The following is a 25,519-nucleotide window of genomic DNA, read 5'->3' as shown; positions in this document are numbered from 1 at the left end:
GCGCGCCGGCGTATCGTCGCAGGGTGGTCGATTGGTTGTGCGCTGCGTGCGCTGTGGAGTTTCCGGCGGGGGATGCGCATCCCGCGTCGTGCCCGATCTGCGAGGACGAACGGCAGTACGTCCCGCCTTCCGGGCAGGAGTGGACGTCGCTGCAGGCGTTGCAGCGGGCAGGCGAACGCGTCACCATCGCCGAGCTGGAGCCCGACCTCTTCGCGCTGCGCTCCCAGCCGAAGGTGGGCATCGGCCAGCAGAGCATCCTGCTGCGCACCCCGGATGGCAATCTGCTCTGGGACCCCACCGGCTACGTCGACGAGGCCGCCGCCGCCGCGGTGCAGGACCTCGGCGGCGTCGCGGTCATCGCCACCAGCCACCCGCACATGTTCGGCGCGCAGACCTCCTGGTCCCGGATGCTCGGCGACCCGCCCGTGCTGGTCAACGCGGCAGACAGGGGCTGGGTGCAGCGGGACGAGCCGTGCATCCGGGACTGGACGGGAGACGAGGAGGTGCTGCCGGGTGTGACGCTGCGGACGATCGGCGGGCACTTCCCAGGGAGCGCGATCGTGCACTGGGATCGCGGGGTGGTGCTCTCCGGAGACACCGTGTTCCCCGGGCCGTCGCAGCGCTGGGTGACCTTCATGCGCAGCTACCCGAACGACCTGCCGCTGTCGGCCGCCGTCGTGCGGCGGACGGCGGACCGCGTCTGCGAGCTCCCGTTCGACCGGCTGTACGGCAACCTCGGCAACGTGGTGCCCGTGGATGCGCGGGACGCGGTGCTGCGCTCGGCAGAGCGCTACATCGGCTGGGTGAGCGGGGCGTACGACGACCTCACCTGAGATAGGGCGCCAGCTCGAACTCCAGCGCCGGCTTCGGCTTCGCGCCGACGATCGTCTTCACCACCTCGCCGTTCTGGAACACCTTCATCACCGGCAGCGCCATCGCCCGGTAGGTGGCGGAGGACTGCGGGTTCTCGTCCGCGTTGATCTTCACGATGCTGATGCGGTCGGCGTGCTCGGTGGCGAGCTGTTCGAGGATCGGGCCGAGAGCGCGGCAGGGGCCGCACCACTCCGCCCAGAACTCGACGATGGTTGTTCCGGATGCGGCGAGCACCGCGTCAGGGAATGTGGCGTCTGTGACGGCGTTGAGTGTTGTCATGCGGCGAGGCTAGACCGTGACCTCTGGGTCAGGGTCAAGCTGTGCGAGCATGGAATTCGGAGGCGCGCATGGAGACACTGACCCAGGAGCAGATCCGGGAGTCGTTCGTCAACTGTTCGAGGAGCGAGGCGGCGGAGTTGCCGCTGCCGCCCGGGATGCACGAAGTGGACTGGTCGAGACGCGAGTACCTCGGCTGGCGCGACCCGCGCATCCCGCAGCGCGGCTACGTGGTCGTCCCGACGGAGAACGGGCCGGTCGGCATCGTGCTGCGGGCGTCTGACGCGTCGATGCGGTCGCACGCGCCGTCGATGTGCGGCTGGTGCCAGGACGTGCACGTGACCCGCGACGTGTATCTCTACGTGGCACGCAGGGCCGGTCAGGCCGGCCGCAACGGCGACACGGTCGGCACGATGCTCTGCGGAAGTTTCGAATGCAGCGAGAACGTGCGCAGGACGCCGCCTCCCGCGTACGTCGGGTTCGACGCGGAATCCGTGGTCGCCGACAGGATCGCCGGGCTCGCCGAGCGTGCACGTCGCTTCGCCGCCACCGTGGTCGGCGCCCGCATCTAGCGCCATACGACCGCATCCAGCGCCATACTGAGCAGATGAGCGACGGAACGAAGGCAGACCCGTGGGTGCTGAAGACGGCGCCGGGGTCGAGCGAGTACAGCATGTGGCGCGACGAGGACGCCGACCCACCCGCGCTGGTCTGCCAGGTCGGCTCCACCAGCCTGCGGTATCACCTGAGCGCGATCGACGACCTCGCCGCGTGGCTGCGCGAGCAGGGCGACTGGGTGCCGCTCGGCGCCGCGGACGAGCAGAAGGACGCCGCCGAGGGATCGGTCGAAGCGTGGGGACGCTCGGAGGCCAACCCCGTCGGCGGCTGGTACGGACTCCGCACGGGCTACCGTGGACGGTTCGGAATGTACCTCCCGCCGCTCCTGGAAGCCCTCGGCCTGGCCGAACTCACGCACGACGCCCGCAACAATCGCGTGCGCGCGCTGTGAGTCCGGCCGGCCAGGCTACTTGACCACGTAGCCGTTCAGCTGCGCTGCCACGGCAGCGCTCACGGCGGCCGTGCCGCCCAGGATGACGATCTTCTTCGGCTTGAGACGACTCAGCTCAGCGGTGATCGACTGCGGGATGGCCGTGGACTGGGTGAGCAGCACCGGAGCGTTCGCGATCCCGGCCACCGGCGCGCCGGAGAGCGCATCCGGGAAGTTGGTGCCGACAGCGACGTACGCTGCTGCGACCCCTGGCGAGAAGTTCGCCTGCGACACCTTGGCGCTGGTGATGTATCGGTCGTCGCCGGAGAGGCGGGTGACGGAGCCGGACGTGTACGACGAGAGCCGCGACATGACGGAGGCGTTGATCGCGTCCGTTCCGCCGAGCACGACGATCCGGCCAGGGCGCAGTCGCTGCAGTTCGGCGGAGACGCTGGGCGGGATGCTCACGCTCGTCACCAGCAGCAAAGGTCCGCTGTGCGCGGTTCCGGCGGCGACGGATGCGCCGGTCAGGGCGTCAGGGAAGTTCATCCCTGTCGCAATGTACGCGACGGACGGGTTCGCTCCGAACGCGCTCTTCGAGACTGCGACGCTTGTCTCGAACCGATCGGAGCCGGCCAGCCGGGTGACGCCGCCAGAGGTGTAAGCGCTGAGCGTTGCCACCGTGGCGTCCGAGACCGCCGACGGACCGCCGAGCACCACGATGCGGGCCGGTCTCAGGCGTTTCAGCTCTGTCGCGATCACGTCGGGAACACCGTACGGCTGGACGAGCAGCACCGGTCCCTTCTGCTTACCGGCCGCTGGGCCGCCGGCAAGCGCATCCGCATAGTTGTAGCCGGACGCGACGTACGCGACGGGCACGCCGGGGGAGAAGGTGGAGGAGAGCGCGGCACTGGTGCCGAACGCGTCCGATCCGGCGAGCCGGTTTCCGAGGGCGAACGCCTGCAGGTCGTTCATCGACCCGTTGAAGACGTCCTGGTCGCCGGGGAACGGGCCGACGCCGTTCGCGAACTGCCAGATCGTGTATGCGCCCCACCCAGGCGGAAGCGGAGGGGTGCTGATGTTGGAGTAGTTGGCGACGAAGAGCGGGTACGCGCCGAACGCTGCACTTCCGCCGGTGCAGAGGTTCCACCAGTTGGTGTTGGTGTAGATCGCAGGGGCGATGCCGGTCATCGAGGTGACCGTGTTCACGAAGTCGGCGACCCAGGCGACCATCTGCGGTGCGCTGAGGCCCCAGCAGGTGTTGCTGCCGCCGTACGGGTTGAACTCGATGTCGAGCAGAGGTGGAAGCGTGCGGCCGTCGGCGGACCAGCCGCCGCCGTTCTGGACGAAGTAGCGGGCCTGCGCGGCTCCAGAGGAGGTGTTCGGCGTTGCGAAGTGGTACGCGCCGCGGATGATGCCGACGTTGTATGCGCCGCTGTACTGGCTGGAGAACTGGCTGCTCTTGTAGTCGAGCGACTCCGTGGCCTTGATGTACGCGAAGCGACCGCCGTCCGCCCAGACCTGGTTCCAGTTGATGTTGGTCTGCCATCCGCTGACGTCGAGACCGCGGACGCCGGGCGGGAAGGTGGTGGCCGCTGAGCTGAACGTGCGGGCCGCTGACTGGCTCGCCGCGTTGTTGCCGATGGCGGCGTCCGCCGCGGCCCCGCTGAGCGAGAAGGTCGAGCCCATCGTGTGGTTGCCGGTCTGGTTCATCTCGGCGAGCGTCGGGTCGGCGCCGACGGATGCGTCCGGTGCCGCTGCGGTGGGGGCGGGCGCTGCGGGGGCGCTCGCATCCGGTGCGGGGGTCGGGGCAGGGGTCGTCGACGGTGTCGGCGTCGCGGACGGGTCGGCGGTCGGAGTCGCGCTCGGCGACGCATCCGGTGCCTCAGTCGATGTGGAGGTGGGTGTCGGAGTCGACGTCGGCTCTGGCGCCGCCGTGGCGGGGAGCTGTGCTCCAGCCACGACGAGACCGACCGCCGTCACGAGTGTGAAGGTCGTGGCGAGGCCGACCTTGAGCCTGGAACGCATGGTTGTTTCTCCCCTGACCGCCTGTCGGTGCGGTCCAAGGCAGACTAATTCAGTATCGGCCGGGGCACACCCCACACGCGCTGACTGGCCCACATTGGGGGACAGGAATCGGCGGGGATTCTGGTTGTGCCGGTGGTGGGACTCGAACCCACACGCCCTCTCGGACAAAGCATTTTGAGTGCTCCGCGTCTGCCATTCCGCCACACCGGCGCACAACAACACCTGAACAATACCGTAGGCTTTTGTCCGTGACTGACCAGGAAGCAACTCCCACCGCACCACGGCGCGTCGTCGTCGCCGAAGACGAATCCCTCATCCGGCTCGACATCGTCGAGATCCTCCGTGACAACGGATTCGAGGTCGTCGGCGAGGCCGGAGACGGCGAGACCGCCGTCGCGCTCGCCACCGAGCTGCGCCCCGACCTGGTGATCATGGACGTCAAGATGCCCCAGCTCGACGGCATCTCCGCGGCAGAGCGCCTCTCCAAGGGGCACATCGCCCCTGTCGTGCTCCTCACCGCGTTCAGCCAGAAGGAGCTCGTCGAGCGGGCGACGGAGGCGGGAGCACTCGCGTACGTCGTCAAGCCGTTCACGCCGAACGACCTCCTCCCCGCCATCGAGATCGCCCTCGCCCGCTACGCCCAGATCATCGCCCTCGAAGCCGAGGTGTCCGACATGGTCGAGCGCTTCGAGACCCGCAAGCTCGTCGACAGGGCCAAGGGTCTGCTCAACGAGAAGATGGGCCTCACCGAGCCTGAGGCGTTCCGCTGGATCCAGAAGGCGTCGATGGATCGCCGTCTCACGATGCACGATGTCGCCCAGGCGATCATCGAACAGCTCGCGCCCAAGAAGTAGCAGCACCCCAGACGAAGCAGAAGCGCGGCCGGGAGGAATCCCGGCCGCGCTTCGTGCATCCCGTGGCTGCGCCTCAGCGATCCTTGATCAGGTTCGTGATCCTGATGGTCGAGCAGCGGCGGCCCTGATCGTCTGTGACGGCGATCTCGTGCGTCGTCAGCGTGCGCCCCAGGTGGATGGGGGTGCACACGCCGGTGACATAGCCGCTCGTCGCAGAGCGGGTGTGCGTCGCGTTGATCTCGATTCCGACAGCGAGCCGGTCGGCGCCGGCGTGCAGGTTGGCGGACATCGACCCGAGCGACTCGCCGAGCACTACGTACGCACCGCCATGGAGGAGGTCGGCCGGCTGCTGGTTGCCCTCGACGGGCATCCTGGCCACGGCCCGTTCGATGGTGAATTCGAGCATCTCGATCCCCATCTTCTCGGCCAGTTTGCCGAGTCCTCTCTGGTTCACGTATGCGAGCGCGTCCTCGGTCATCGGCGGCCTTTCTCACCTTCGTCGGTCGGGGAGTCTGGGTGTCACAGGTGCCTTGTAGGCTGTCCTGGTGTCAGACTCCGAAAAGCCTACCCTCCTGATCATCGACGGCCATTCGCTGGCATTCCGGGCCTTCTACGCGCTCCCGGTGGACAGCTTCGTCAACCGCGACGGCCAGCACACGAACGCCATCCACGGCTTCATCGCGATGCTCATCAACCTGCTGTCCCAGCAGCGTCCGACGCACATCGCCGTCGCGTTCGACATCTCGAGGTACTCGTTCCGCACGCGAGAGTACCCGGAGTACAAGGGCACCCGCGGGGAGACCCCGTCGGAGTTCGTCGGACAGATCCCGCTGCTCGAAGAGGCACTGCACGCGATGAACATCACCACCATCGCCAAGGAGGACTTCGAGGCGGACGACATCCTGGCCACGCTGTCCGCCAAGGGTGCGGCGGAGGGCTACCGCGTGCTCATCGTCTCCGGCGACCGCGACACCATCCAGCTCGTCAACGACGACGTCACGCTGCTCTATCCGAACGTGCGCGGAGTCTCGGAGCTCAAGATCTACGATCCGGCGGCCGTCCGCGAGCGCTACGGCATCGAGCCGCACCAGTATCCGGAGATCGCCGCCCTCGTCGGCGAGACCAGCGACAACCTGATCGGCATCGACAAGGTCGGCGAGAAGACCGCCGTCAAGTGGGTGCAGCAGTACGGCACCGTCGAGAACCTCCTCGCCCACGCCGATGAGATCAAGGGCGTCGTCGGTCAGAACCTGCGCGACCAGCAGGAGAACGCGCTGCGCAACCGCCGCCTCAACAAGCTCCTCACCGATGTCGAGCTCCCCGTCGGCCCTGCGGACCTGGAGCGTCGCCCGCTCAACGAGAACGCCGTGCGCGACATCTTCGCCAAGCTGCAGTTCAAGACGCTGCTCGACCGGCTGCTCAAGACCGCGGCGGAGGAGGGGCAGCTCGACGGCTCGTCCGGTTTCAGTGCCGCCGTCGAGACCGGCGCGATCGAGATCCCTCCCGTGCGAACGATGGTCGACGAGGAGTTGGCGAACTGGCTGGCCAAGGCGTCGGCGGACGACACGGCGGTCGGCGTGCAGGTGGAGCTCGGTCCAGGCGGCATCACCGGGTTCGGGCTCGCGGCGGACGACGACACGGTCTACGTGCCGTGGGCGGCAGGACGCAAGGACTACCAGGCGCTCGAGGAGTGGTTCGCCGGCAGCGCGCCCAAATACTTCTTCCGTGCCAAGCCCCAGTTCAAGGCGATGAGCCGTGCCGGCCTGATCGTCGACGGTCTGGCCTTCGACACCAGCATTGCCTCCTGGCTCGTGCGTCCTGGCGCCGCGGCGCAGTCGCTCGCCGAACAGGTCTACGAGGTGCTGGGGGAGACGCTGCCGGTGTCGGACCCCAACCAGCTCGTGGCACTCACGGATGCGGTCAGCCCTGCCACGGAGGCCTGGTACATGCGCCGTGTGGCCGAGGCGCAGATGATCGCCCTCGACGATGGCACCCGCGCCGTGCTCGACGACATCGAGCTGCCGTTGGTGGCCGTGCTAGCCGAGATGGAACTGAACGGCGTCAGCATCGACAGCGAGGTGCTCGCGCGCCTGCGCGGCGAGCTCACCGACAAGGCCAACGATTACGCCGCCAGGGCGTACGCCGAAATCGGGCACGAGGTCAACCTCGGCTCGCCCAAGCAGCTGCAGCAAGTGCTGTTCGAGGAGCTGCAGATGCCGAAGACCCGGTCCACCAAGACCGGCTTCTCCACCGACGCCGCGTCGCTCGCCGACCTGCAGGAGAAGAACCCGCACCCGTTCCTCGGCCTGCTGCTGCAGCACAGGGATGCGACGAAGCTCAAGCAGATCGTCGAGACGCTGGAGCGCGCCGTGGAGCCGGACGGGCGCATACACACGACATACGACCAGACCGGCACCAGCACGGGCCGCATCTCGTCCAACGACCCGAACCTGCAGAACATCCCGGTGCGCACGGAGGAGGGGCGCGAGATCCGCTCGGCGATCCGCAGCGGCGAGGAGTTCGAGACCCTGCTCACCGCCGACTACTCGCAGATCGAGATGCGCATCATGGCGCACCTGTCGGAGGATCCGGGGCTGATCGAGGCGTTCAACGCGGGGGAGGACCTGCACCGCTTCGTCGGCGCCCGCATCTTCGGCGTGACGCCGGAGGAGGTCACCTCCTCGATGCGCTCGAAGGTCAAGGCGATGTCGTACGGCCTCGCGTACGGGCTCAGCGCGTTCGGGCTGTCGAAGCAGCTCCGCATCGAGACGGCGGAGGCCCGCCAGCTCATGAGCGACTACTTCGAGCGCTTCGGCAACGTCCGCGACTACCTGCGCAACGTGGTCGAGCAGGCGCGCGTCGACGGATACACCGAGACCATCTTCGGTCGCCGCCGCCCGTTCGCCGACCTCACCAGCACCAACCGCGTCCTCCGCGACAACGCGGAGCGCGCAGCGCTGAACGCGCCCATCCAGGGTTCGGCGGCCGACATCATGAAGATCGCCATGCTCGGGATCGCCGGCGACATCATCGACCAGAAGCTCACCTCCCGGATGCTCCTCCAGGTGCACGACGAACTGATCTTCGAGGTCGCGTCCGGCGAGTGGGACGCGCTCGAGGCCATCGTCCGCGACAGGATGACGCACGCCGTCGACCTCCGCGTCCCGCTCGATGTGCAGGTCGGGCGTGGCCCCAACTGGGACGCAGCGGCCCACTAGCCACCGCTCGCCCCGGTTCGGGCATGGTGCGGAGGCGAGCCGCCGCAATAGGGTCGAGGTATGACAGAAGAAAACCGCACGCCCACTCCGGTCGACACGATCGCCGAGGAGTGGGTGGACACCCAACTCGAGCTGTACCCGGAGTTCCACGTCTGGCTCGGCCGTCCAGGCCGGGAGGGCGAGTACGCCGACTACTCCCCAGCAGGGGCAGAGGAGGCCGTCGGCAAGGTCAGAGAGACCCTGGCCAAGATCCAGGCGGCGGAGCCGGTCGACGACATCGACCGCGTCACCAAGATGGACCTCACGCGCGACCTGCAGCTCACCGTCGAGAAGCACGAGGCCGGTTTCAACCAGCGCGACCTCAACGTGATCGCCTCTCCCGCCCAGGAGCTGCGCGACATCTTCGACCTGGTCCCGACCGACACGGAGGAGGACTGGGCCAATGTCGCCAAGCGCCTGCACAACCTCCCGGCAGCGATGGACGGCTACATCGAGACGCTGCGCAGCGGCATCGCGAGTGGCAACGTACCCGCCATCAGGCAGGTGCGCGAGGTGCTCGCGCAGGCGAACAAGCAGGTCGCGGACACCGGCTTCTTCTACGAGTTCACCGCGGGGGCCAAGGCGGGCGACGCAGAGCTTCCCGCTTCGCTCTCGTCCGACCTCGCGGCCGGCGCGCAGGAGTCGGCCGCTGCGTACGCCAAGCTCGCCGGATTCCTCAAGGACGAGCTCGCTCAGCACGCGCCGGAGAAGGATGCGGTCGGCCGCGAGCTCTACGCGCTCGCCTCCCGCAGCTTCCTCGGCGCCACCGTCGACCTCGACGAGACGTACGAGTGGGGCATCGAGGAACTCGCTCGTATGGTGGCCGAGCAGGAGTCGATCGCGCGCGAGATCAAGCCGGGCGCGTCGGTGGCCGAGGCCATCGAGTTCCTCGACGGCGACGCCAGCCGCAAGCTGCACGGCACAGACGCCCTGCAACGCTGGATGCAGGAGACCAGCGACCGGGCCATCGAAGAGCTCGGCAAGTCGCACTTCGACATCCCCACCGAGATCCGCCGTCTCGAGTGCATGATCGCCCCCACCCAGGAGGGCGGCATCTACTACACCGGCCCGAGCGACGACTTCGCCCGCGCGGGGCGGATGTGGTGGAGCGTGCCGGAAGGCGTCACCGAGTTCGACACCTGGCGCGAGCTGACCACGGTGTATCACGAGGGCGTCCCCGGACACCACCTGCAGATCGCGCAGGCCACGTACAACAAGGCGCAGCTCAACTCTTGGCGCCGCATCGCGGGCACCTCCGGCCACGCGGAGGGCTGGGCGCTCTATGCGGAGCGCCTGATGGAGCAGCTCGGCTACCTCGACGACCCGGCCGACAGGCTCGGGATGCTCGACGGCCAGCGGATGCGCGCAGCGCGCGTCGTCCTCGACATCGGCGTGCACCTCGAGAAGCAGTTGCCGGACGGCTCCGGCCCGTGGACCGGCGAGTACGCCTTCCAGTTCCTCGGCGAGAACGTCAACATGAACGACGGCTTCGTCCGGTTCGAGGTCAACCGCTACCTCGGCTGGCCAGGGCAGGCGCCGTCGTACAAGATCGGCCAGCGCATCTGGGAGCAGTTGCGCGACGAGTACGCCCGCCGCGAGGGCGCGTCGTTCGACATCAAGGCGTTCCACAAGAAGGCGCTCGACATTGGCGGTGTCGGGCTCGACACCCTGAAGTCGGCGCTGCTCGACTGAGCATCGCGTGACGACGTCGCCGTACCGGGTGGCGCTCGGTGACGCCTTCGAGGGGTTGCACCCGCGGCTGAAGGCGTACTTCGACGCCATCCCGGAGGGCGGCCACGGCTTCGGCCGGGGCGTGTTCGACGCTGTCGGCACGCCCCGGCGCTGGCTCTGGCCAGCGCTGTGGCTGCTGGCGCGCGCGCACGTCGTGTTCCCGGTCTGGGAGCACGGCGTGCCGTTCACGGTCTCCAACCTGCCGGATACGACGGCGGCCGGTGCTCCGTCGGTCAGGGCTGTCCGGGTTTTCCGGTTCGTCGCAGGGCGCCGGGCGATGGTCGACGAGATCGCCGTCGACGGGCACACGATCGTGGACACCCTCGGCCGTCCAGCCCGGGTGACCGCACGATTCGACGCGGCCGTGGTCGACGGCGGGCTGGTGCTCACGTCGACGGCCGTGGCGTTCCTGGTGGGGAGGGCGCGCATCCCGTTGCCAAGACCGATCGCGCCGCGCGTCGTGCTTTCCGAGCGGTACGACGACGACGTGGATGCGCAGCGCGTCTCGATCACTCTCGACCTGCCGGTCGTCGGTAGGCTCTACGAGTACGCGGGAACGTTCCGCTACGGGATCGAACAGGGGGAGCGGACCGCGTGAGCAGCCGCATCGTCATCGCCGGGGCATCCGGTTTCATCGGGCAGTACCTGACAGACGCGTTCCGCGCATCCGGCGACGTCGTGCAGACCATCGGGCGCCGTGGCGCAGACGCGGTCTGGGGGGATGCGGACGGCATCCGCACGCTGGTCGACGGCGCCGACGTCGTGATCAACCTCGCCGGCAAGAGCGTCAACTGCCGCTACTCCGACGCGAACCGTGCGGAGATCTTCCGCTCCAGACTCGACACAACGCGGGCGATCGGCGCGGCCATCGCCGCGAGCGAGAACCCGCCGCCGCTCTGGATCAACTCATCGACCGCCACCATCTACCGCCACGCGGAGGACCGGCCGATGACCGAGCGCGGCGGCGAGCTGGGCACGGGCTTCTCCGTGAACGTCGCCACCTCGTGGGAGCGTGCCTTCTTCGAGCTGGAGCTGCCGCACACCCGCAGGGTCGCCCTGCGCATGGCCATCGTGCTCGGCGACGGCAGCGCGCTGCTCCCGCTGATCAGGCTCGCGCAATTCGGGCTCGGCGGCCCGCAGCGCGACGGCCGCTGGTTCGCCACCGCCGCGCGCAGGAACGCGGGGACGTTCCACGAATTCCGTGCGCGGGCAGGACGCCAGCGGTTCAGCTGGGTGCACATCGCGGACGTGCTCGGCGTCATCGAGTTCGTGCGCGCGCATCCGGAACTCGACGGCGTCGTCAACGTCTCGTCCCCGAATCCGACGGACAACCGCACTTTCATGGCCACGCTGCGTCGCGTGCTGCGCGTCCCGTTCGGCCTTCCCGCGTACCGGTGGATGCTCGAAGCCGGCTCGATCGCGATCCGCACGGAGACAGAACTGGTGCTGAAAAGCCGCTGGGTCGTGCCGGAGAGGCTGGTCGAAGCCGGCTACGAGTTCGCCGAGCCCGACCTCGAGAAGGCGCTCAGCGATATCGTCGCAGAACGCGGGTTGCCCACCGCGTCCCAACACAGCTAAGCTGGACTGTCACCTTTGTGACACCTCTATCCGCCTGCCGTTCGCGGAACCAAACAGAAGCACCACTGCGACCGGCCTGAATTATGTCCATAACGGAGCACTCACTACATGACAACCGCAACGACCGACAAGGCACCCAAGCAGGTCGCCATCAACGACATCGGATCTGCTGAAGACTTTCTTGCCGCGGTCGAAAAGACGCTGAAGTTCTTCAACGACGGAGACCTCATCGAAGGTACCGTCGTCAAGATCGACCGCGACGAGGTCCTCCTCGACGTCGGTTACAAGACCGAGGGTGTCATCCCCTCCCGCGAACTCTCCATCAAGCACGACGTCGACCCCACCGAGGTCGTCGAGGTCGGCGACACGGTCGAGGCCCTCGTTCTCCAGAAGGAGGACAAGGAAGGCCGTCTCATCCTGTCCAAGAAGCGTGCGCAGTACGAGCGCGCGTGGGGCGATGTCGAGAAGATCAAGGAAGCCGACGGCGTCGTCACCGGCACCGTGATCGAGGTCGTCAAGGGTGGCCTCATCGTCGACATCGGCCTCCGTGGCTTCCTCCCGGCGTCGCTCATCGAGCTCCGCCGTGTGCGCGACCTCACGCCGTACCTCGGCCAGGAGATCGAGGCGAAGATCCTCGAGCTCGACAAGAACCGCAACAACGTGGTCCTGTCGCGCCGTGCCCTGCTCGAGCAGACCCAGTCCGAGAGCCGCACCACGTTCCTGAACAACCTGCACAAGGGTCAGGTCCGCAAGGGTGTCGTTTCGTCGATCGTCAACTTCGGTGCGTTCGTCGACCTCGGCGGCGTCGACGGTCTCGTCCACGTCTCCGAGCTCTCCTGGAAGCACATCGAGCACGCCTCCGAGGTCGTCGAGGTCGGTCAGGAAGTCACTGTCGAGATCCTCGAGGTGGACCTGGACCGCGAGCGCGTCTCGCTGTCGCTCAAGGCCACCCAGGAGGACCCGTGGCAGGTCTTCGCCCGCACCCACGCGATCGGTCAGGTCGCACCGGGCAAGGTCACCAAGCTGGTTCCGTTCGGTGCGTTCGTGCGCGTCGCAGACGGCATCGAGGGCCTCGTGCACATCTCGGAGCTGTCCGGCAAGCACGTCGAGCTCGCCGAGCAGGTCGTTTCGGTCGGCGACGAGGTCTTCGTCAAGGTCATCGACATCGACCTCGAGCGTCGTCGCATCTCCCTCTCGCTGAAGCAGGCGAACGAGGGCGTCGACCCCGAGGGCACCGAGTTCGACCCGGCGCTCTACGGCATGCTCACGGAGTACGACGACCAGGGCAACTACAAGTACCCTGAGGGCTTCGACCCCGAGACGAACGAGTGGAAGGAAGGCTTCGAGGCCCAGCGCGAGAAGTGGGAGCAGGACTACGCTGCTGCCCAGGCTCGCTGGGAGGCTCACAAGAAGCAGGTCGCGAAGGGTCTCGAAGAGGCCGCTGCCGAGGGCACGACGTCCACCGGCGGTTCGACCTTCACCTCCGAGTCCACCACGGGCGGAACGCTGGCCGACGACGAGTCGCTCGCCGCTCTGCGCGAGAAGCTCAGCTCGAACTCCTAAGCGGTTCATCTGGAACGGCCGGTCCCTTCGGGGTCGGCCGTTCCGGCGTTAACCGGTGGATGCACGCCGCTAGCATGGACGGGTGCACCTGATCGGACTCACCGGCGGCATCGCCTCCGGAAAATCGACCATCGCCCGCCGTCTCGCCGAGCACGGAGCCGTCGTCGTCGACGCCGACCGCATCGCCCGCGAGGTCGTCGAACCAGGCACGCCCGCGCTCGCGCAGATCGCCGAGACGTTCGGGCCAGACGTGATCGCCGCAGACGGCTCGCTCAACCGGCCGGCGCTCGGCGCCATCGTCTTCGCCGACGAGGATGCGCGGCTGAAGCTCAACGCGATCACCCACCCCGCCGTGCTGGCCACGTCCACCGAGCGCTTCCGGGCAGCGGGGGAGGCGGACCCCGACGCCGTCGTGGTGTACGACGTCCCTCTGCTGGTCGAGTCGGCCAACGAGTACCCGTTCGACCTGGTGGTGGTCGCGCACGCGTCTGCCGCCACGCGCATCCGGAGACTGATGGAACTGCGCGGGACGGACGAGGAGGAGGCGCGGCGCAGAGTCGGCTCGCAGGCGACGGACGAGGAGCGCCTGGCGGTCGCCGACGTCGTGATCGACACCGACGGCACCCTGGAGCAGACGATCGCGCAGACCGACGCGCTGTGGGACAGGCTGCGCGCCTGAGCGTGGTGCCAGGCGTTCCGCTCAGAGCGCACACCGGCAGGAATGTCGGTGGTCCTTCCTAGACTGGTCACATGCAACCCACGCGCGCCGTCCGTCCGTTCGAGGTCGTCAGCGAGTACCAGCCGAGCGGTGACCAGCCCCAGGCCATCGCCGAGCTCGCCGGCCGTATCAACGCCGGTGAGACCGATGTCGTCCTCCTCGGCGCGACAGGAACCGGAAAGTCCGCCACCACCGCGTGGCTGATCGAGCAGGTGCAGCGCCCGACGCTCGTGCTCGCGCACAACAAGACGCTCGCGGCGCAGCTCGCCAACGAGTTCCGCGAGCTCATGCCCAACAACGCCGTCGAGTACTTCGTCTCCTACTACGACTACTACCAGCCCGAGGCGTACGTCCCGCAGACGGACACCTTCATCGAGAAGGACTCCTCGATCAACTCCGAGGTCGAGCGGCTCCGGCACTCCACCACCAACTCGCTGCTCAGCCGTCGCGACGTCGTCGTGGTGTCGACCGTCTCGTGCATCTACGGCCTCGGTGCGGCGGAGGAGTACCTGGAGGCGATGGTCGCGCTGCAGGTGGGCGAGAACGTCGGACGCGACAAGCTCATCCGGCGCTTCGTCGGAATGCAGTACGAGCGCAACGACGTCGACTTCTCCCGTGGCAAGTTCCGCGTGCGCGGCGACACAATCGAGATCATCCCGGTCTACGAGGAGCACGCCGTCCGCATCGAGCTCTTCGGCGACGAGATCGAGGCGATCTACACGCTGCACCCGCTCACCGGCGACATCATCTCCAAAGTGGATGCGGTCTCGATCTTCCCAGCCACCCACTACGCCGCCAGCCCTGCCACCATGCAGCGCGCCATCGGCACCATCCAGACCGAGCTGCACGACCGGCTGGTCGAGCTGGAGCGCGAGGGCAAGCTTCTCGAAGCGCAGCGACTCCGGATGCGCACGCAGTTCGACATCGAGATGATGGAGCAGATCGGCTTCTGCTCCGGCATCGAGAACTACTCGCGCCACATCGACGGCCGTCAGCCTGGCGAAGCCCCGAACTGCCTGCTCGACTACTTCCCGGACGACTTCCTCGTGGTGATCGACGAGTCGCACGTCACCGTGCCGCAGATCGGCGCGATGTACGAGGGAGACTCGTCCCGCAAGCGCACGCTGGTCGAGCACGGGTTCCGCTTGCCGAGCGCGCTAGACAACCGCCCGCTCAAGTGGAACGAGTTCAAGGACCGCGTCGGTCAGACCGTGTACCTGTCCGCCACGCCCGGCCGGTACGAGATGGGCATCGCAGACGGGGTGGTCGAGCAGATCATCCGTCCGACCGGCCTGGTCGACCCCGAGATCGTCGTCAAGCCGACCAAGGGCCAGATCGACGACCTGCTCGAGGAGATCCGCCTGCGCGTCGAGCGCGACGAGCGCGTGCTCGTCACCACGCTCACCAAGAAGATGGCGGAGGAGCTCACCGACTTCCTCGCGGAGGCCGGCGTCAAGGTCCGCTACCTGCACTCCGACGTCGACACGCTCCGTCGTGTCGAACTCCTGACCGAGCTGCGCGCCGGCGTCTACGACGTGCTGGTCGGCATCAACCTGCTGCGCGAGGGGCTCGACCTTCCCGAGGTGTCGCTCGTCGCGATCCTGGACGCGGACAAGGAGGGCTTCCTGCGCTCCTCGACGTCGCTCATCCAGACCATCGGGCGCGCGGCCCGCAACGTGTCCGGCGAGGTGCACATGTACGCGGACGTCCTCACCGACTCGATGAAGAACGCCATCGAGGAGACCACCAGGCGCCGCGAGAAGCAGGTCGAGTACAACAGGGTCAACGGCATCGACCCCCAGCCGCTGCGCAAGCGCATCGCGGACATCACCGACGTCCTCGCCCGCGAGGGCGCTGACACGGCGGCGATGCTCGCCGGACGCGAGGCCAAGAAGAAGAGCCCGACGCCCAACCTCCGCAAGGGCGGCATCGCGGCGCAGGGCGCGAACGAGCTCGAAGCGCTCATCGCCGACCTCAACGATCAGATGCTCGCTGCCGCCGGCGAACTCAAGTTCGAGCTCGCCGCCCGCCTCCGCGACGAACTCGGCGACCTGAAGCGCGATCTTCGCCAGATGGAGAAGGCCGGTCACCTGGGCTGAGCCGTGCGGTATACGGTGGCAGGGTGAGCGCGACGACGACGGCGGGGCGATGAAGCGTCATCGCATGCTGTTCGCCTGCTCGGCGCTCGCCCTCGTCGCCGTGATCGCGCTGGCGGTGCAGGGCGCTCCGGTCTTCTCCGGGATGCGGTGGGTCCCGCCGGCCGCCACCCAACAGCCGCTGCCGCAGAACCTCACAGGCCAGACGGACTCCGCCAGCCCTGCGCCGCACGAGCTGCACCAGGCGGGCCGGTTCGACATCTCCTGGTTCGTCGTCGCGGCCGCCGTCCTGGTGCTGGTCGTCGTCGCCGCGCTGATCTGGCGCGCGGTGCGCCGCCGCCTCCAGCTCCCGGAACGCGATGTGCTCCCCATCCTGCCTGATGCGCTCGGCGACGCCGTCCCCGAGCAGGAACCGACGCCGGAGCCGGTGCAGGTCCGCCGCGGCCTCGACCTCGCCCACGACAGGCTGAGGGAGCGTCGCGAACCCCGCGACGCCATCGAGCGCGCCTGGCTCGGCCTGGAGGAGGCGGCGACCGACTCCGGGATGCGCAGACTCCCCGCCGAGACCCCCGGCGAGTTCACGGCGCGCGTCGTCGTCCGCGCGGCCACCGACCGCGCCGCGGCCGACAGCCTGCTCGCGCTCTACCTCCGCGCGCGTTTCAGCGATGCGCCTGTCACCGCCGCCGACGTCTATCGCGCGCGCGAGGCGGTGGACGCGCTCCGCGAGTCCTGGACGGCGGAACCGCGTTCCGCGGCGGCCGACAGCGGGGGAGCGGGACGGTGAGCGGGCAGACGCCGGGCGTCTCGCACCCCGCACCGGACGCCGCACTCCTCCAGGAGACAGCCCCGAGCCGCAGGCTCTTGTTCGCCGTCGGTCTCCGCTGGCGGATCGCCGGATGCGTCCTGCTCGCCGTCGTGGTCGGTTTCCTCGCCTGGTTCTTCGGACTCGACGTCGAGCACGCGGCCGGCCTCGCGGCTGTCCTCCTGGCCGTGGCCGTCTGCATGACGCTGCTCGGCGACCAGGCGTTCGTCGGCTGGGCGCCCGACCCCGTGCTCCCGCGCGACGGCGCCAGACGCGACGTATCGCAGCTCGGCTGGGCGCTCCACACCAAAGGCGGAGGCGTCGCGCCGGAGGCGGTCCGCCGCCTACGGTCCGTGACCGCCCAGACACTCGACCTCCACGGCCTCGACCTGGATGCGCCGGCAGACGCCACCGAGATCGCACGCATCCTCGGAAAGGACACGGTACGTCTCCTGCGTCGCGGCAGCGCCGAGTCCCCGAAGGCCGCAACCTACGAGGCGATCATCGACCGCCTCGCCCACCTCGCATACGCCCCGGTCGGGCCCCTCGACGCGACCGCGGCAGCCGGCCCCGACCCATCCCCAGGGCCGCCATCCACCGCCCCCGCCGCATCCACCGTTCCCACCCCGCCCCAGGAGCCGCACCCATGACCACCGACAGCCCAACCTCCCCGGCCACCGCGCAGCAGGGCGCCGCACTCCCCGTCGCCGAGATCGCGCGCCTGAGCTCCGAGGTGCTCGACAGAGTGGGCAGCGTGGTCGTTGGGATGCGGTCGGCCCTCGAGCTGGCGCTCGCCACCATCCTCGCGGGAGGGCACGTCCTGTTCGAGGACGTCCCAGGACTCGGCAAGACGCTCGCCGCCCGCAGCATCGCGGCGGCCATCGGACTCGACTTCCGTCGTCTGCAGTGCACCCCCGACCTGCTTCCGGCGGACATCACCGGCTCCTTCGTGTTCGCCCCGTCGACGGCGGAGTTCGTGTTCCGCCCTGGCCCCATCTTCACCGGGCTGTTCCTCGCCGACGAGATCAACCGAACGTCACCGAAGACCCAATCGGCGCTGCTCGAGGCGATGGCGGAGGGTCAGGTGACGGTCGAGGGCCAGAGCTTCCCTCTCCCGCAGCCGTTCCACGTCGTCGCCACCTCCAACCCCATCGAGTTCGAGGGCACGTACGCGCTGCCGGAGGCGCAGCTCGACCGCTTCATGACCCGCCTGAGCGTCGGCTACCCGGATGCCGACGGCGAGAGCCGCGTCCTCCTCGCCCGCGTGAGCAGGCGCAGGGAGATCGCGACCGTCGAGCCGGTCATCGACGGCGCGACGCTCCGCGCCATGCAGGACGGCGTCGAGCTGGTCGACGTCGACCAGGACATCGCCGCATACTGCGTCGCCATCGCAGCCGCCACCCGCCGCCACCGCTCCGTGGAGGTGGGAGCGTCGCCGCGCGGTTCCCAGGGCCTCCTGCTCGTCGCCCGCGCCCGGGCCGTGATGGCGGGACGCGACTTCGTCATCCCCGACGACGTGAAGGCCGTCGCGATCCCCGTCCTCGCCCACCGCCTCTCGCTCACCGTTCAAGCGTGGACGAGCGGAGTTCAGGCCTCCCAGGTCGTGGCCGAGGTGGTCAACTCGGTCCCAGGCCCTCCGTCGATCGGCGCCGCGCGCGACGCGGCCGACGTCGAGCGGGATGCGGTCCCCTCCGCAGCGCCGGATGCGGGGCGCCAGGGGTGAGCGACCCCTCGGCGAGCGGACGAGGCGCCCCGGCGGCCGCAGACCAGCAGTCGGGCGGCGCCGTGCAGACGGCAGCCCCCACCCGCACCACGTCCACCCGCTGGAATCTCAGCCCGGCCGTCGTTGCGGCCCTGCTCGTCGCGCTGCTCTGCCTCGGCGCCGGCTTCGTCGCCGGGCGGGTCGAACTGGCGATGGTCGGCGTTCCGCTGCTGATCGCCGCCGCGTTCGGCTGGGATCGACGCCCAGGCGAACGCATCCAGCTGTCCTTCTCCGTGCACGCCGATGCCGCCGCATCCACCGCCCCAGCCCAGGGTGCCACCGCCCCAGCCCAGGGTGCCAGTGTCCTCGCTGCGGGCTCCGTCACCACCCCCGCGACGGTCGACGCGCTCGGCGTGCGCATCGCCCTCCCGAACCGTGCGCCGCTCGACGCCGTCGTCACCGAGCGCACCGCCGCCGACATCGCCACGCACATCGTCGTCGGCCATTCCGGTCCCCAGCGGCTGCTGCAGCTCGGCGCCAGAGCGATCGGCGCCGATGCAGCGTTCGTCGGCGACACCGCGGACGGTCCGTCGCTCGACAGAGTGGTTCGCCCGCGCATCGTCCAGATCAGGAGCCTTCCGCTGCCCGCCCACCTGATCGGCCTGACCGGTCCCCATCCATCCGCTCGGCCTGGCGACGGCGGCGAGTTCCGCGACGTCGACCGGTTCCAGCCGGGGGACAGGCTGCGCCGCATCGACTGGAAGGCGACGGCCAGGCGCGCGCAGAACGCTGGCGAACTCTTCGTCCGCCGGACGATGGCGACCTCGGATGCGTCCGTGCAGTTCGTCATCGACAGCAGGGACGATCTCACCGCGAGGGTTGCGGACTGGGCCGCGCTGCATCCCCTGCCCGGCGTGTCGTCGCAGGATCTGGCGAGGGAAGCCGTGGGGTCGCTCGCCGGGGCGTATGTCGCGGCAGGGGACATGGTCGGCTTCGACGACCTCGCCGACCCGGCCCGCGCCGTCCCGCCCCGCGCCGGCGCGCGCCACCTGCACAGGGTGCGCCGCGCCGTCGAGCTCACCGCGCCGAGGGGCGCCGCCACTGAGCGCGTCCGCGCCCCGGTCCTCGCGCCAGGCGCGCTGGTCTACGTGATGTCGACGTTCCTCGACGAGCAGCCGCTGCGTCTCGCGCTCGTCTGGCGGGCGGCCGGGCATCGGGTGATCGCGGTCGACGTGCTCCCCGCCAGGCTCACGCGCGACCTGCCTGCGAGGGAGCGGCTTGCGCTGCGGGTCGTCGAGCTGGAACGTGCCCTGCGCTTCCGGCGGCTGGCAGCGGCGGGCATCGACGTGCTGGTCTGGCAGGATGCCGACGCATCCGGCCTGCCGACGGGAGCGCGGGATGCGCGCCTGCGCGAGCTGAGCAGACCGAGGAGGGCCAGATGAGCGACACGGCCACCCCGCAGCCGGAGCTCGGCCTCACGGTGCCTGGCTGGAGCGTGCGCGCCCTGTTCGGCGTCATCGCCGTCGCCCTGTGCGTCACAGTCGCGGACTCCGGCTTCTGGGTGGCCGTGTCGCTCGCGCTGACCGCGGCGGCCGTCGCGGTTCCCCGCTGGCTGACTGCCTGGTTCCTGATCGGAGCGCTCGCGTTCACCGTGCTGCTGCATCCCCAGTCGCTCGAGGAGTGGCGCGTGTACGCGCTGATCGCCGGCGCGCACGCCCTGCACATCGCGGCGACGTGGATGCTCGTGGTGCCGCCGTTCGCCCGCCTGCAGCCCGCCGTCCTGCTGCCGTCGCTGCGCCGGTTCGTTCTCATCCAAGTGCCTGTGCAGGCGGCCACGGCCGGGCTGCTCGCGCTCACCGGCGCAGCGCACGGGTCCGCGGTGATCTGGCCGGCCGTGCTCGCCGGGGTGGCCGTCGCTGCCCTCGTCCTCGTCGCCGCGCCCGTGCTGCTCCGCCGCCCGCACCCGTGATCGGCCGCCTGCACCGCTGAACCAGGAGCCCCCGCCGTGCAATGTCGGTGGTCCGGCATAGACTCGGCGGCGTGCGGTGACAGGTCTGTCGATGAGCCGGTACAATCGAACATATCTTCGATCTGCGCTGGGCGAACACGGCCGGCGAGCGGCGAAGAGTAGCGGAGAATTGATCGAGTGACTGAAATTGATCGGGTGGTTATGGGCAAGGTGACCGGTTCACACCTCAGCGTGCGTGGAGCGCGTGTGCACAACCTGCACAACGTCGACCTCGAGATTCCGAGGGATTCGCTCGTCGTCTTCACCGGGCTGTCCGGCTCCGGCAAGTCGTCGCTCGCCTTCGACACGATCTTCGCCGAGGGACAGCGCCGCTACGTCGAATCGCTGTCTGCGTATGCGCGCCAGTTCCTCGGGCAGGTGGACCGGCCGGACGTCGACTTCATCGAGGGTCTGAGCCCAGCCGTCTCCATCGACCAGAAGTCCACCAACCGCAACCCGCGGTCCACGGTCGGCACGATCACCGAGATCTACGACTACATGCGTCTGCTCTGGGCGCGCATCGGCGTGCCGCACTGCCCTGTCTGCGGAGAACCCATCCAGCGCCAGACCGTTCAGCAGATCGCCGACCAGCTCATGGAGCTCGAGACCGGCAGGCGCTACCAGGTGCTGAGCCCGGTCGTGTCGCAGAAGAAGGGCGAGTTCGTCGATCTCTTCAAAGAGCTCGCGGCCAGCGGATACTCCCGAGCGCTCGTCGACGGAGAGCCGGTACAGCTCAGCGATCCGCCGACGCTCAAGAAGCAGTACAAGCACGACATCTCCGTGGTCGTCGACCGTCTGGTCGCCGGTCCGGACATCCTGAGCAGACTGACCGACTCGCTGGAGACGGCCCTGCGCCTCACGGACGGTCTCGTCCAGGTCAACTTCGTCGACGAAGAAGGCCCTGATGCCTGGCGCACGTTCAGCGAGAAGCTGTCCTGCCCCAACAACCACCCCATCCAGCTCACCGAGATCGAGCCGCGTACGTTCTCGTTCAACGCACCGTTCGGCGCCTGCCCTGAGTGCTCCGGCCTCGGCACCCGCATGGCCGTGGACGAGGACCTGCTGCTGGGCGACGAGGACGTCAGCATCGCCGAGGGCGTCATCATCCCGTGGACCACCCAGGGCAAGGGGCTGTTCCAGTACTACGAGAAGCTGCTCGACGGCCTCGCCCGCGACCTGAAGTTCTCGCTGAAGACTCCGTGGAAGAAGCTCTCGGAAGAGGTGCGCAACGCGGTCATGCGCGGCGACAACTTCGAGGTCAAGGTCAAGTGGAAGAACCGGTACGGCCGTGAGATGAGCTACACCTCGGGCTTCGAGGGAGTCGTCCCGTACATCGAGCGCCAGTACCTGCAGGCCGAGACGGACACGCAGCGCGCCCGCTGGGCGGAGTACCTGCGCGAGGTCCCGTGCTCCGTGTGCGGGGGCAAGCGCCTCAAGCCGGAGGTCCTCGCCGTCCTCGTGCACGGTGCGAGCATCGCGGATGCGTCGGAGCTCAGCCTCAGCGACGCCAGGCTCTTCATGGACAAGCTCCACCTCACCGAGCGCGAGGAGAAGATCGCCGCGCAGGTGCTGCGCGAGATCAAGCTCCGTCTCGACTTCCTCATCCAGGTCGGGCTCAACTACCTCGACCTGTCGCGCGCTGCCGCAACCCTCTCCGGTGGAGAGGCCCAGCGCATCCGGCTGGCCACGCAGATCGGCTCCGGCCTCACGGGCGTGCTGTACGTGCTCGACGAGCCGAGCATCGGGTTGCACCAGCGCGACAACCGTCGCCTGATCGACACCCTCGTCGCCCTGCGCGACCTCGGAAACACGCTCATCGTGGTCGAACACGACGAAGACACCATCCGCACAGCGGACTGGGTGGTCGACATCGGACCGGGCGCCGGCGTCAACGGCGGACACGTCGTGCACTCCGGCTCGTACGACGAGCTGCTGCAGAACAGGGAATCGCTCACCGGCGACTACCTCTCCGGCCGCAAGGAGATCGAGATCCCGGCGAAGCGCCGCAAGATCGACAAGAAGCGCATGATCTCCGTGGTCGGCGCTGAGGCCAACAACCTGAAGAAGGTCACGGTCGACTTCCCGCTTGGCACGTTCGTGGCCGTCACCGGCGTGAGCGGCTCCGGCAAGTCGTCGCTCGTCAACGACATCCTCTACCGGGTGCTCGCCAACAAGCTCAACGGTGCTCGCAAGCTGCCAGGCAAGCACAAGGCGGTCACCGGTCTGGAGAACCTCGACAAGGTCGTCCACGTCGACCAGGCGCCGATCGGCCGCACGCCTCGGTCCAACCCGGCGACGTACACCGGCGTCTTCGACCGCATCCGCACGCTGTTCTCCGAGACGATGGAAGCGAAGTCGCGCGGTTATCTGCCCGGCCGGTTCAGCTTCAACGTCAAGGGCGGGCGCTGCGAGGCGTGCTCAGGCGACGGCACGATCAAGATCGAGATGAACTTCCTGCCTGACGTCTACGTCGCGTGCGAGGTCTGCGGGGGAGCGCGCTACAACCGCGACACCCTGGCCGTGCACTACAAGGGCAAGAACATCGCGGAAGTGCTCGACATGCCGATCAGCGAGGCGGCGGAGTTCTTCCGGCCGATCTCGGCGATCCACCGCTTCCTGCAGACGCTGGTGGACGTCGGTCTCGGCTACGTGCGGCTCGGCCAGAGCGCCACGACGCTGTCCGGAGGCGAGGCGCAGCGCGTCAAGCTCGCCACCGAACTGCAGCGCCGCTCCAACGGCCGCAGCGTCTACGTGCTCGACGAGCCGACCACCGGGCTGCACTTCGAAGACGTGCGCAAGCTGCTGCTGGTGCTCAACGGGCTCCTCGACAAGGGAAACACCGTCATCGTCATCGAGCACAACCTCGACGTGATCAAGTCGGCCGACTGGATCATCGACATGGGCCCGGAGGGCGGAGCCGGCGGTGGCGAGGTCATCGCGACCGGTACGCCGGAGCGCGTCGCGGAGACCCCGGGAAGCCACACCGGGTACTTCCTCAAGGAGATCCTGCAGGGCGAGAGCGCCCGGGGCGCCGCGTAGGGCACGCGGTGGCAGACACCGTCAGCTACCGGCCCAAGGCCGGGGAGATCCCGACCCAGCCGGGCGTGTACCGGTTCCGCGACGCCAACCGGCGCGTGCTCTACGTCGGCAAGGCGAAGAACCTCCGCGCGAGGCTGAGCAACTACTTTCAGCCGCTCCGCAGCCTGCACGAGCGCACCAGGCGCATGGTGACCACCGCCGCCTCCGTGGAGTGGACGGTCGTCGCGTCCGAGTTCGAGGCCCTGCAGCTCGAATACACCTGGATCAAGGAGTTCAACCCGCCGTTCAACGTCCAGTTCCGGGACGACAAGTCGTACCCGTACCTGGCCGTGACGCTGGGGGACCGCATCCCGAGGGTGATGGTGACGCGCAACCGCGGGGTGAAGGATGCGCGGTACTTCGGCCCGTACACGAAGGTGTGGGCGATCAGGGACACGGTGGACCTGATGCTCAAGGCGTTCCCGATGCGGAGTTGCTCCGACGGCGTCTACCGCCGGGCGGAGCTGACGGGACGACCCTGCCTGCTCGGCGACATCGGCAAATGCGCCGCGCCCTGCGTCGGCAGGATCAGCCCCGAGGATCACCGAGGGCTCGCCGAGGACTTCGTCTCCTTCATGGCGGGCAACGACACCAAGGCCATCCGGCAGCTCACCGAGCGCATGAAGGCGGCGGCGAGCATCCAGGACTACGAGGCGGCGGCCAGGCATCGCGACGCCATCCAGGCGCTGGAGGCCGCGATGGGCAAGAGCGCCGTCGTGCTTCCCGACAACGTGGATGCCGACGTGTTCGGCATCGCGCACGACGAGCTGGCGGCCGCCGTGCAGCAGTTCATCGTGCGCGGGGGCCGCATCCGCGGTGTGCGGAGCTGGGTGGTCGACAAGGAACTCGACGTCGAACTCGGCGACCTCGTCGAGACGGTCGTGCAGAACGCCTACGAGGGCGCGGATGCGCCGCCGCGCGAGATCCTGGTGCCGGAGCTCCCGGACGACGCCGTCGAACTCGAGCAGTGGCTGACGGCGCGCAGGCAGGAGATCGGCGACCCTGCTGCGTCGCGCGGACGGCTCTCCGGCCGCGTCGAGCTGCGTGTCGCACAGCGTGGCGACAAGGCGGCGCTCGCCCAGACGGTCGAGATGAACGCGAAGAACGCCCTCGTGCTCTACAAGACCAGGCGCAGCTCGGACTTCGTCGCGCGGTCCAAGGCGCTCAACGACATCCAGGATGCGCTCGGCATGGCCGACGCCCCGCTCCGGATGGAGTGCTACGACGTCTCGCACCTCAGCGGCACGAACATCGTCGCGTCGATGGTCGTGTTCGAGGACGGCCTGCCGCGCAAAGACCAGTACCGGCGGTTCAGCATCCCGGAGTCCACGGACGACACCGAGTCGATCTACCAGGTCATCACGCGCAGGCTGGCCTACCTCAAGAACCCGGAAGCGGAGTTCGCCGACGCCGACGAGCAGCAGGCGGAGCCGCCGGTGGATGCCGCCGACTCCGCCAACGACGGAGACGACCCGTCGATCGACATCGACGCAGAGCTCGCCGAGGCGGCGGAGAAACGGCGCAAGAAGTTCGCGTACCCGCCCAACCTGCTCATCGTCGACGGCGGGCAGCCGCAGGTCGCGGCGGCCAGGCGGGCGCTCGAGGAGTCCGGTGTTCAGGGCATCCAGCTGGTCGGCATCGCCAAGCGTCTCGAGGAGATCTGGCTGCCGGACTCCGACTTCCCCGTCATCCTCCCGCGCAACAGCGACGCCCTCTTCCTCATCCAGCGCATCCGCGACGAGGCGCACAGGTTCGCCATCACCTACCAGCGCGCGAAGCGCAAGCGCGACATCGGTTCCGTGCTCGGCGAGATCCCCGGACTCGGGCCGTCGAGGGTCAAGGAGCTGCTGAAGCACTTCGGGTCGGTCGCGCAGCTCAGGAAGGCGACGCCGGACGAGATTGCGCATGTGCGCGGAGTGGGTCCGACCCTGGCGGCGGCCATCCATGAACGACTCGCCAGTCGCTAG

Annotated in this window: 21 protein-coding genes and 1 tRNA gene; 18 read left to right on the top strand and 4 right to left on the bottom strand. The window is 68.7% G+C overall.

Annotation, left to right across the window (positions count from 1 at the left end; all coding sequences use genetic code 11):
• Nucleotides 1-53 precede the first annotated feature (53 nt).
• The gene (locus tag ASE16_RS09555; protein WP_082581328.1) at nt 54-833 is read left to right on the top strand and encodes an MBL fold metallo-hydrolase; all 780 of its coding nucleotides are present in this window, start codon (nt 54-56) and stop codon (nt 831-833) included.
• Here ASE16_RS09555 and ASE16_RS09550 read toward each other — a convergent pair.
• Complete coding sequence (locus tag ASE16_RS09550; RefSeq protein ID WP_055894064.1) at nt 826-1,152, bottom strand: thioredoxin family protein; 327 nt, start codon at nt 1,150-1,152, stop codon at nt 826-828. The genes ASE16_RS09555 and ASE16_RS09550 overlap by 8 nt on opposite strands.
• Nucleotides 1,153-1,220: 68 nt before the next feature.
• Between ASE16_RS09550 and ASE16_RS09545 the strand changes: the two genes are divergently transcribed.
• Together ASE16_RS09545 and ASE16_RS09540 are read left to right on the top strand one after the other, a co-directional pair.
• Nucleotides 1,221-1,721, top strand: a complete 501-nt coding sequence (locus ASE16_RS09545) for an FBP domain-containing protein (protein ID WP_055894062.1) — start codon at nt 1,221-1,223, stop codon at nt 1,719-1,721.
• A 35-nt stretch (nt 1,722-1,756) separates the two neighbouring features.
• Entirely contained in the window at nt 1,757-2,158 is a 402-nt protein-coding gene (locus ASE16_RS09540; protein ID WP_055894060.1) for a DUF6855 family protein, read from the top strand.
• 15 nt (nt 2,159-2,173) lie between these two features.
• On the opposite strand, the gene ASE16_RS19400 is transcribed toward ASE16_RS09540, so the two are convergent.
• Nucleotides 2,174-4,165 (bottom strand): cell wall-binding repeat-containing protein, encoded by a 1,992-nt coding sequence (locus tag ASE16_RS19400; RefSeq protein WP_082581327.1) that lies wholly within the window; start codon nt 4,163-4,165, stop codon nt 2,174-2,176.
• Between the two features lie 127 nt (nt 4,166-4,292).
• Nucleotides 4,293-4,375 (bottom strand) — tRNA-Leu (locus ASE16_RS09530).
• A gap of 38 nt (nt 4,376-4,413) precedes the next feature.
• On the opposite strand from ASE16_RS09530, the gene ASE16_RS09525 reads away from it, so the two are divergent.
• Nucleotides 4,414-5,019 (top strand): ANTAR domain-containing response regulator, encoded by a 606-nt coding sequence (locus ASE16_RS09525; protein ID WP_055894059.1) that lies wholly within the window; start codon nt 4,414-4,416, stop codon nt 5,017-5,019.
• Nucleotides 5,020-5,092: 73 nt separating this feature from the next.
• On the opposite strand, the gene ASE16_RS09520 is transcribed toward ASE16_RS09525, so the two are convergent.
• On the bottom strand, nt 5,093-5,497 hold the full coding sequence (locus tag ASE16_RS09520) for a hotdog fold thioesterase (protein ID WP_055894057.1): 405 nt from the start codon (nt 5,495-5,497) through the stop codon (nt 5,093-5,095).
• Between the two features lie 67 nt (nt 5,498-5,564).
• On the opposite strand from ASE16_RS09520, the gene polA reads away from it, so the two are divergent.
• The 14 genes from polA to uvrC all read left to right on the top strand — a co-directional run bounded on the left by polA (nt 5,565) and on the right by uvrC (nt 25,519).
• Entirely contained in the window at nt 5,565-8,237 is a 2,673-nt protein-coding gene (gene polA, locus ASE16_RS09515; RefSeq protein WP_055894055.1) for a DNA polymerase I, read from the top strand.
• A 60-nt stretch (nt 8,238-8,297) separates the two neighbouring features.
• On the top strand, nt 8,298-9,968 hold the full coding sequence (locus ASE16_RS09510; RefSeq protein WP_055894053.1) for a DUF885 domain-containing protein: 1,671 nt from the start codon (nt 8,298-8,300) through the stop codon (nt 9,966-9,968).
• Between the two features lie 7 nt (nt 9,969-9,975).
• Nucleotides 9,976-10,605, top strand: coding sequence for a DUF4166 domain-containing protein (locus ASE16_RS09505; RefSeq protein WP_055894051.1), 630 nt, complete (start codon nt 9,976-9,978; stop codon nt 10,603-10,605).
• Nucleotides 10,602-11,585 carry an epimerase gene (locus tag ASE16_RS09500; RefSeq protein ID WP_055894048.1) on the top strand — a complete coding sequence of 328 codons (984 nt, stop codon included), beginning with the start codon at nt 10,602-10,604 and terminating at the stop codon, nt 11,583-11,585. The genes ASE16_RS09505 and ASE16_RS09500 overlap by 4 nt, the downstream gene beginning before the upstream one ends.
• Before the next feature lie 108 nt (nt 11,586-11,693).
• Nucleotides 11,694-13,148 carry a 30S ribosomal protein S1 gene (rpsA, locus tag ASE16_RS09495; protein WP_055894045.1) on the top strand — a complete coding sequence of 485 codons (1,455 nt, stop codon included), beginning with the start codon at nt 11,694-11,696 and terminating at the stop codon, nt 13,146-13,148.
• An 82-nt stretch (nt 13,149-13,230) separates the two neighbouring features.
• Nucleotides 13,231-13,827 carry a dephospho-CoA kinase gene (gene coaE / locus ASE16_RS09490; protein WP_055894043.1) on the top strand — a complete coding sequence of 199 codons (597 nt, stop codon included), beginning with the start codon at nt 13,231-13,233 and terminating at the stop codon, nt 13,825-13,827.
• Between the two features lie 71 nt (nt 13,828-13,898).
• Complete coding sequence (gene uvrB / locus ASE16_RS09485) at nt 13,899-15,965, top strand: excinuclease ABC subunit UvrB (protein ID WP_055894041.1); 2,067 nt, start codon at nt 13,899-13,901, stop codon at nt 15,963-15,965.
• Between the two features lie 49 nt (nt 15,966-16,014).
• Nucleotides 16,015-16,746: a DUF4129 domain-containing protein gene (locus tag ASE16_RS09480; protein ID WP_235500432.1), complete on the top strand. Its 732-nt coding sequence runs from the start codon at nt 16,015-16,017 to the stop codon at nt 16,744-16,746.
• Nucleotides 16,743-17,414: a hypothetical protein gene (locus tag ASE16_RS09475; RefSeq protein ID WP_055894037.1), complete on the top strand. Its 672-nt coding sequence runs from the start codon at nt 16,743-16,745 to the stop codon at nt 17,412-17,414. The genes ASE16_RS09480 and ASE16_RS09475 overlap by 4 nt, the downstream gene beginning before the upstream one ends.
• The gene (locus ASE16_RS09470; protein ID WP_082581326.1) at nt 17,411-18,487 is read left to right on the top strand and encodes an AAA family ATPase; all 1,077 of its coding nucleotides are present in this window, start codon (nt 17,411-17,413) and stop codon (nt 18,485-18,487) included. Before ASE16_RS09475 ends, ASE16_RS09470 begins: the two co-directional genes overlap by 4 nt.
• Complete coding sequence (locus ASE16_RS09465; protein ID WP_235500431.1) at nt 18,484-19,908, top strand: DUF58 domain-containing protein; 1,425 nt, start codon at nt 18,484-18,486, stop codon at nt 19,906-19,908. Before ASE16_RS09470 ends, ASE16_RS09465 begins: the two co-directional genes overlap by 4 nt.
• Nucleotides 19,905-20,435, top strand: a complete 531-nt coding sequence (locus ASE16_RS09460) for a hypothetical protein (protein WP_157480235.1) — start codon at nt 19,905-19,907, stop codon at nt 20,433-20,435. Before ASE16_RS09465 ends, ASE16_RS09460 begins: the two co-directional genes overlap by 4 nt.
• Before the next feature lie 201 nt (nt 20,436-20,636).
• The gene (uvrA, locus tag ASE16_RS09455) at nt 20,637-23,513 is read left to right on the top strand and encodes an excinuclease ABC subunit UvrA (RefSeq protein WP_055894033.1); all 2,877 of its coding nucleotides are present in this window, start codon (nt 20,637-20,639) and stop codon (nt 23,511-23,513) included.
• Between the two features lie 8 nt (nt 23,514-23,521).
• Nucleotides 23,522-25,519, top strand: a complete 1,998-nt coding sequence (gene uvrC, locus ASE16_RS09450; protein WP_055894030.1) for an excinuclease ABC subunit UvrC — start codon at nt 23,522-23,524, stop codon at nt 25,517-25,519.

It is taken from the genome of Leifsonia sp. Root227, assembly GCF_001428745.1.
Lineage (GTDB): Bacteria > Actinomycetota > Actinomycetes > Actinomycetales > Microbacteriaceae > Leifsonia.
This window is presented reverse-complemented; position numbering and strand designations above follow the sequence as displayed.

Coding starts and splice junctions, on each gene's coding strand:
- ASE16_RS09550 (WP_055894064.1), bottom strand. CDS start 1,152: ATGACAACACTCAACGCCGTCACAGACGCCACATTCCCTGACGCGGTG.
- ASE16_RS09545 (WP_055894062.1), top strand. CDS start 1,221: ATGGAGACACTGACCCAGGAGCAGATCCGGGAGTCGTTCGTCAACTGT.
- ASE16_RS09540 (WP_055894060.1), top strand. CDS start 1,757: ATGAGCGACGGAACGAAGGCAGACCCGTGGGTGCTGAAGACGGCGCCG.
- ASE16_RS19400 (WP_082581327.1), bottom strand. CDS start 4,165: ATGCGTTCCAGGCTCAAGGTCGGCCTCGCCACGACCTTCACACTCGTG.
- ASE16_RS09520 (WP_055894057.1), bottom strand. CDS start 5,497: ATGACCGAGGACGCGCTCGCATACGTGAACCAGAGAGGACTCGGCAAA.
- ASE16_RS09510 (WP_055894053.1), top strand. CDS start 8,298: ATGACAGAAGAAAACCGCACGCCCACTCCGGTCGACACGATCGCCGAG.
- rpsA (WP_055894045.1), top strand. CDS start 11,694: ATGACAACCGCAACGACCGACAAGGCACCCAAGCAGGTCGCCATCAAC.
- uvrB (WP_055894041.1), top strand. CDS start 13,899: ATGCAACCCACGCGCGCCGTCCGTCCGTTCGAGGTCGTCAGCGAGTAC.
- ASE16_RS09480 (WP_235500432.1), top strand. CDS start 16,015: ATGAAGCGTCATCGCATGCTGTTCGCCTGCTCGGCGCTCGCCCTCGTC.
- ASE16_RS09470 (WP_082581326.1), top strand. CDS start 17,411: ATGACCACCGACAGCCCAACCTCCCCGGCCACCGCGCAGCAGGGCGCC.
- ASE16_RS09460 (WP_157480235.1), top strand. CDS start 19,905: ATGAGCGACACGGCCACCCCGCAGCCGGAGCTCGGCCTCACGGTGCCT.
- uvrA (WP_055894033.1), top strand. CDS start 20,637: ATGGGCAAGGTGACCGGTTCACACCTCAGCGTGCGTGGAGCGCGTGTG.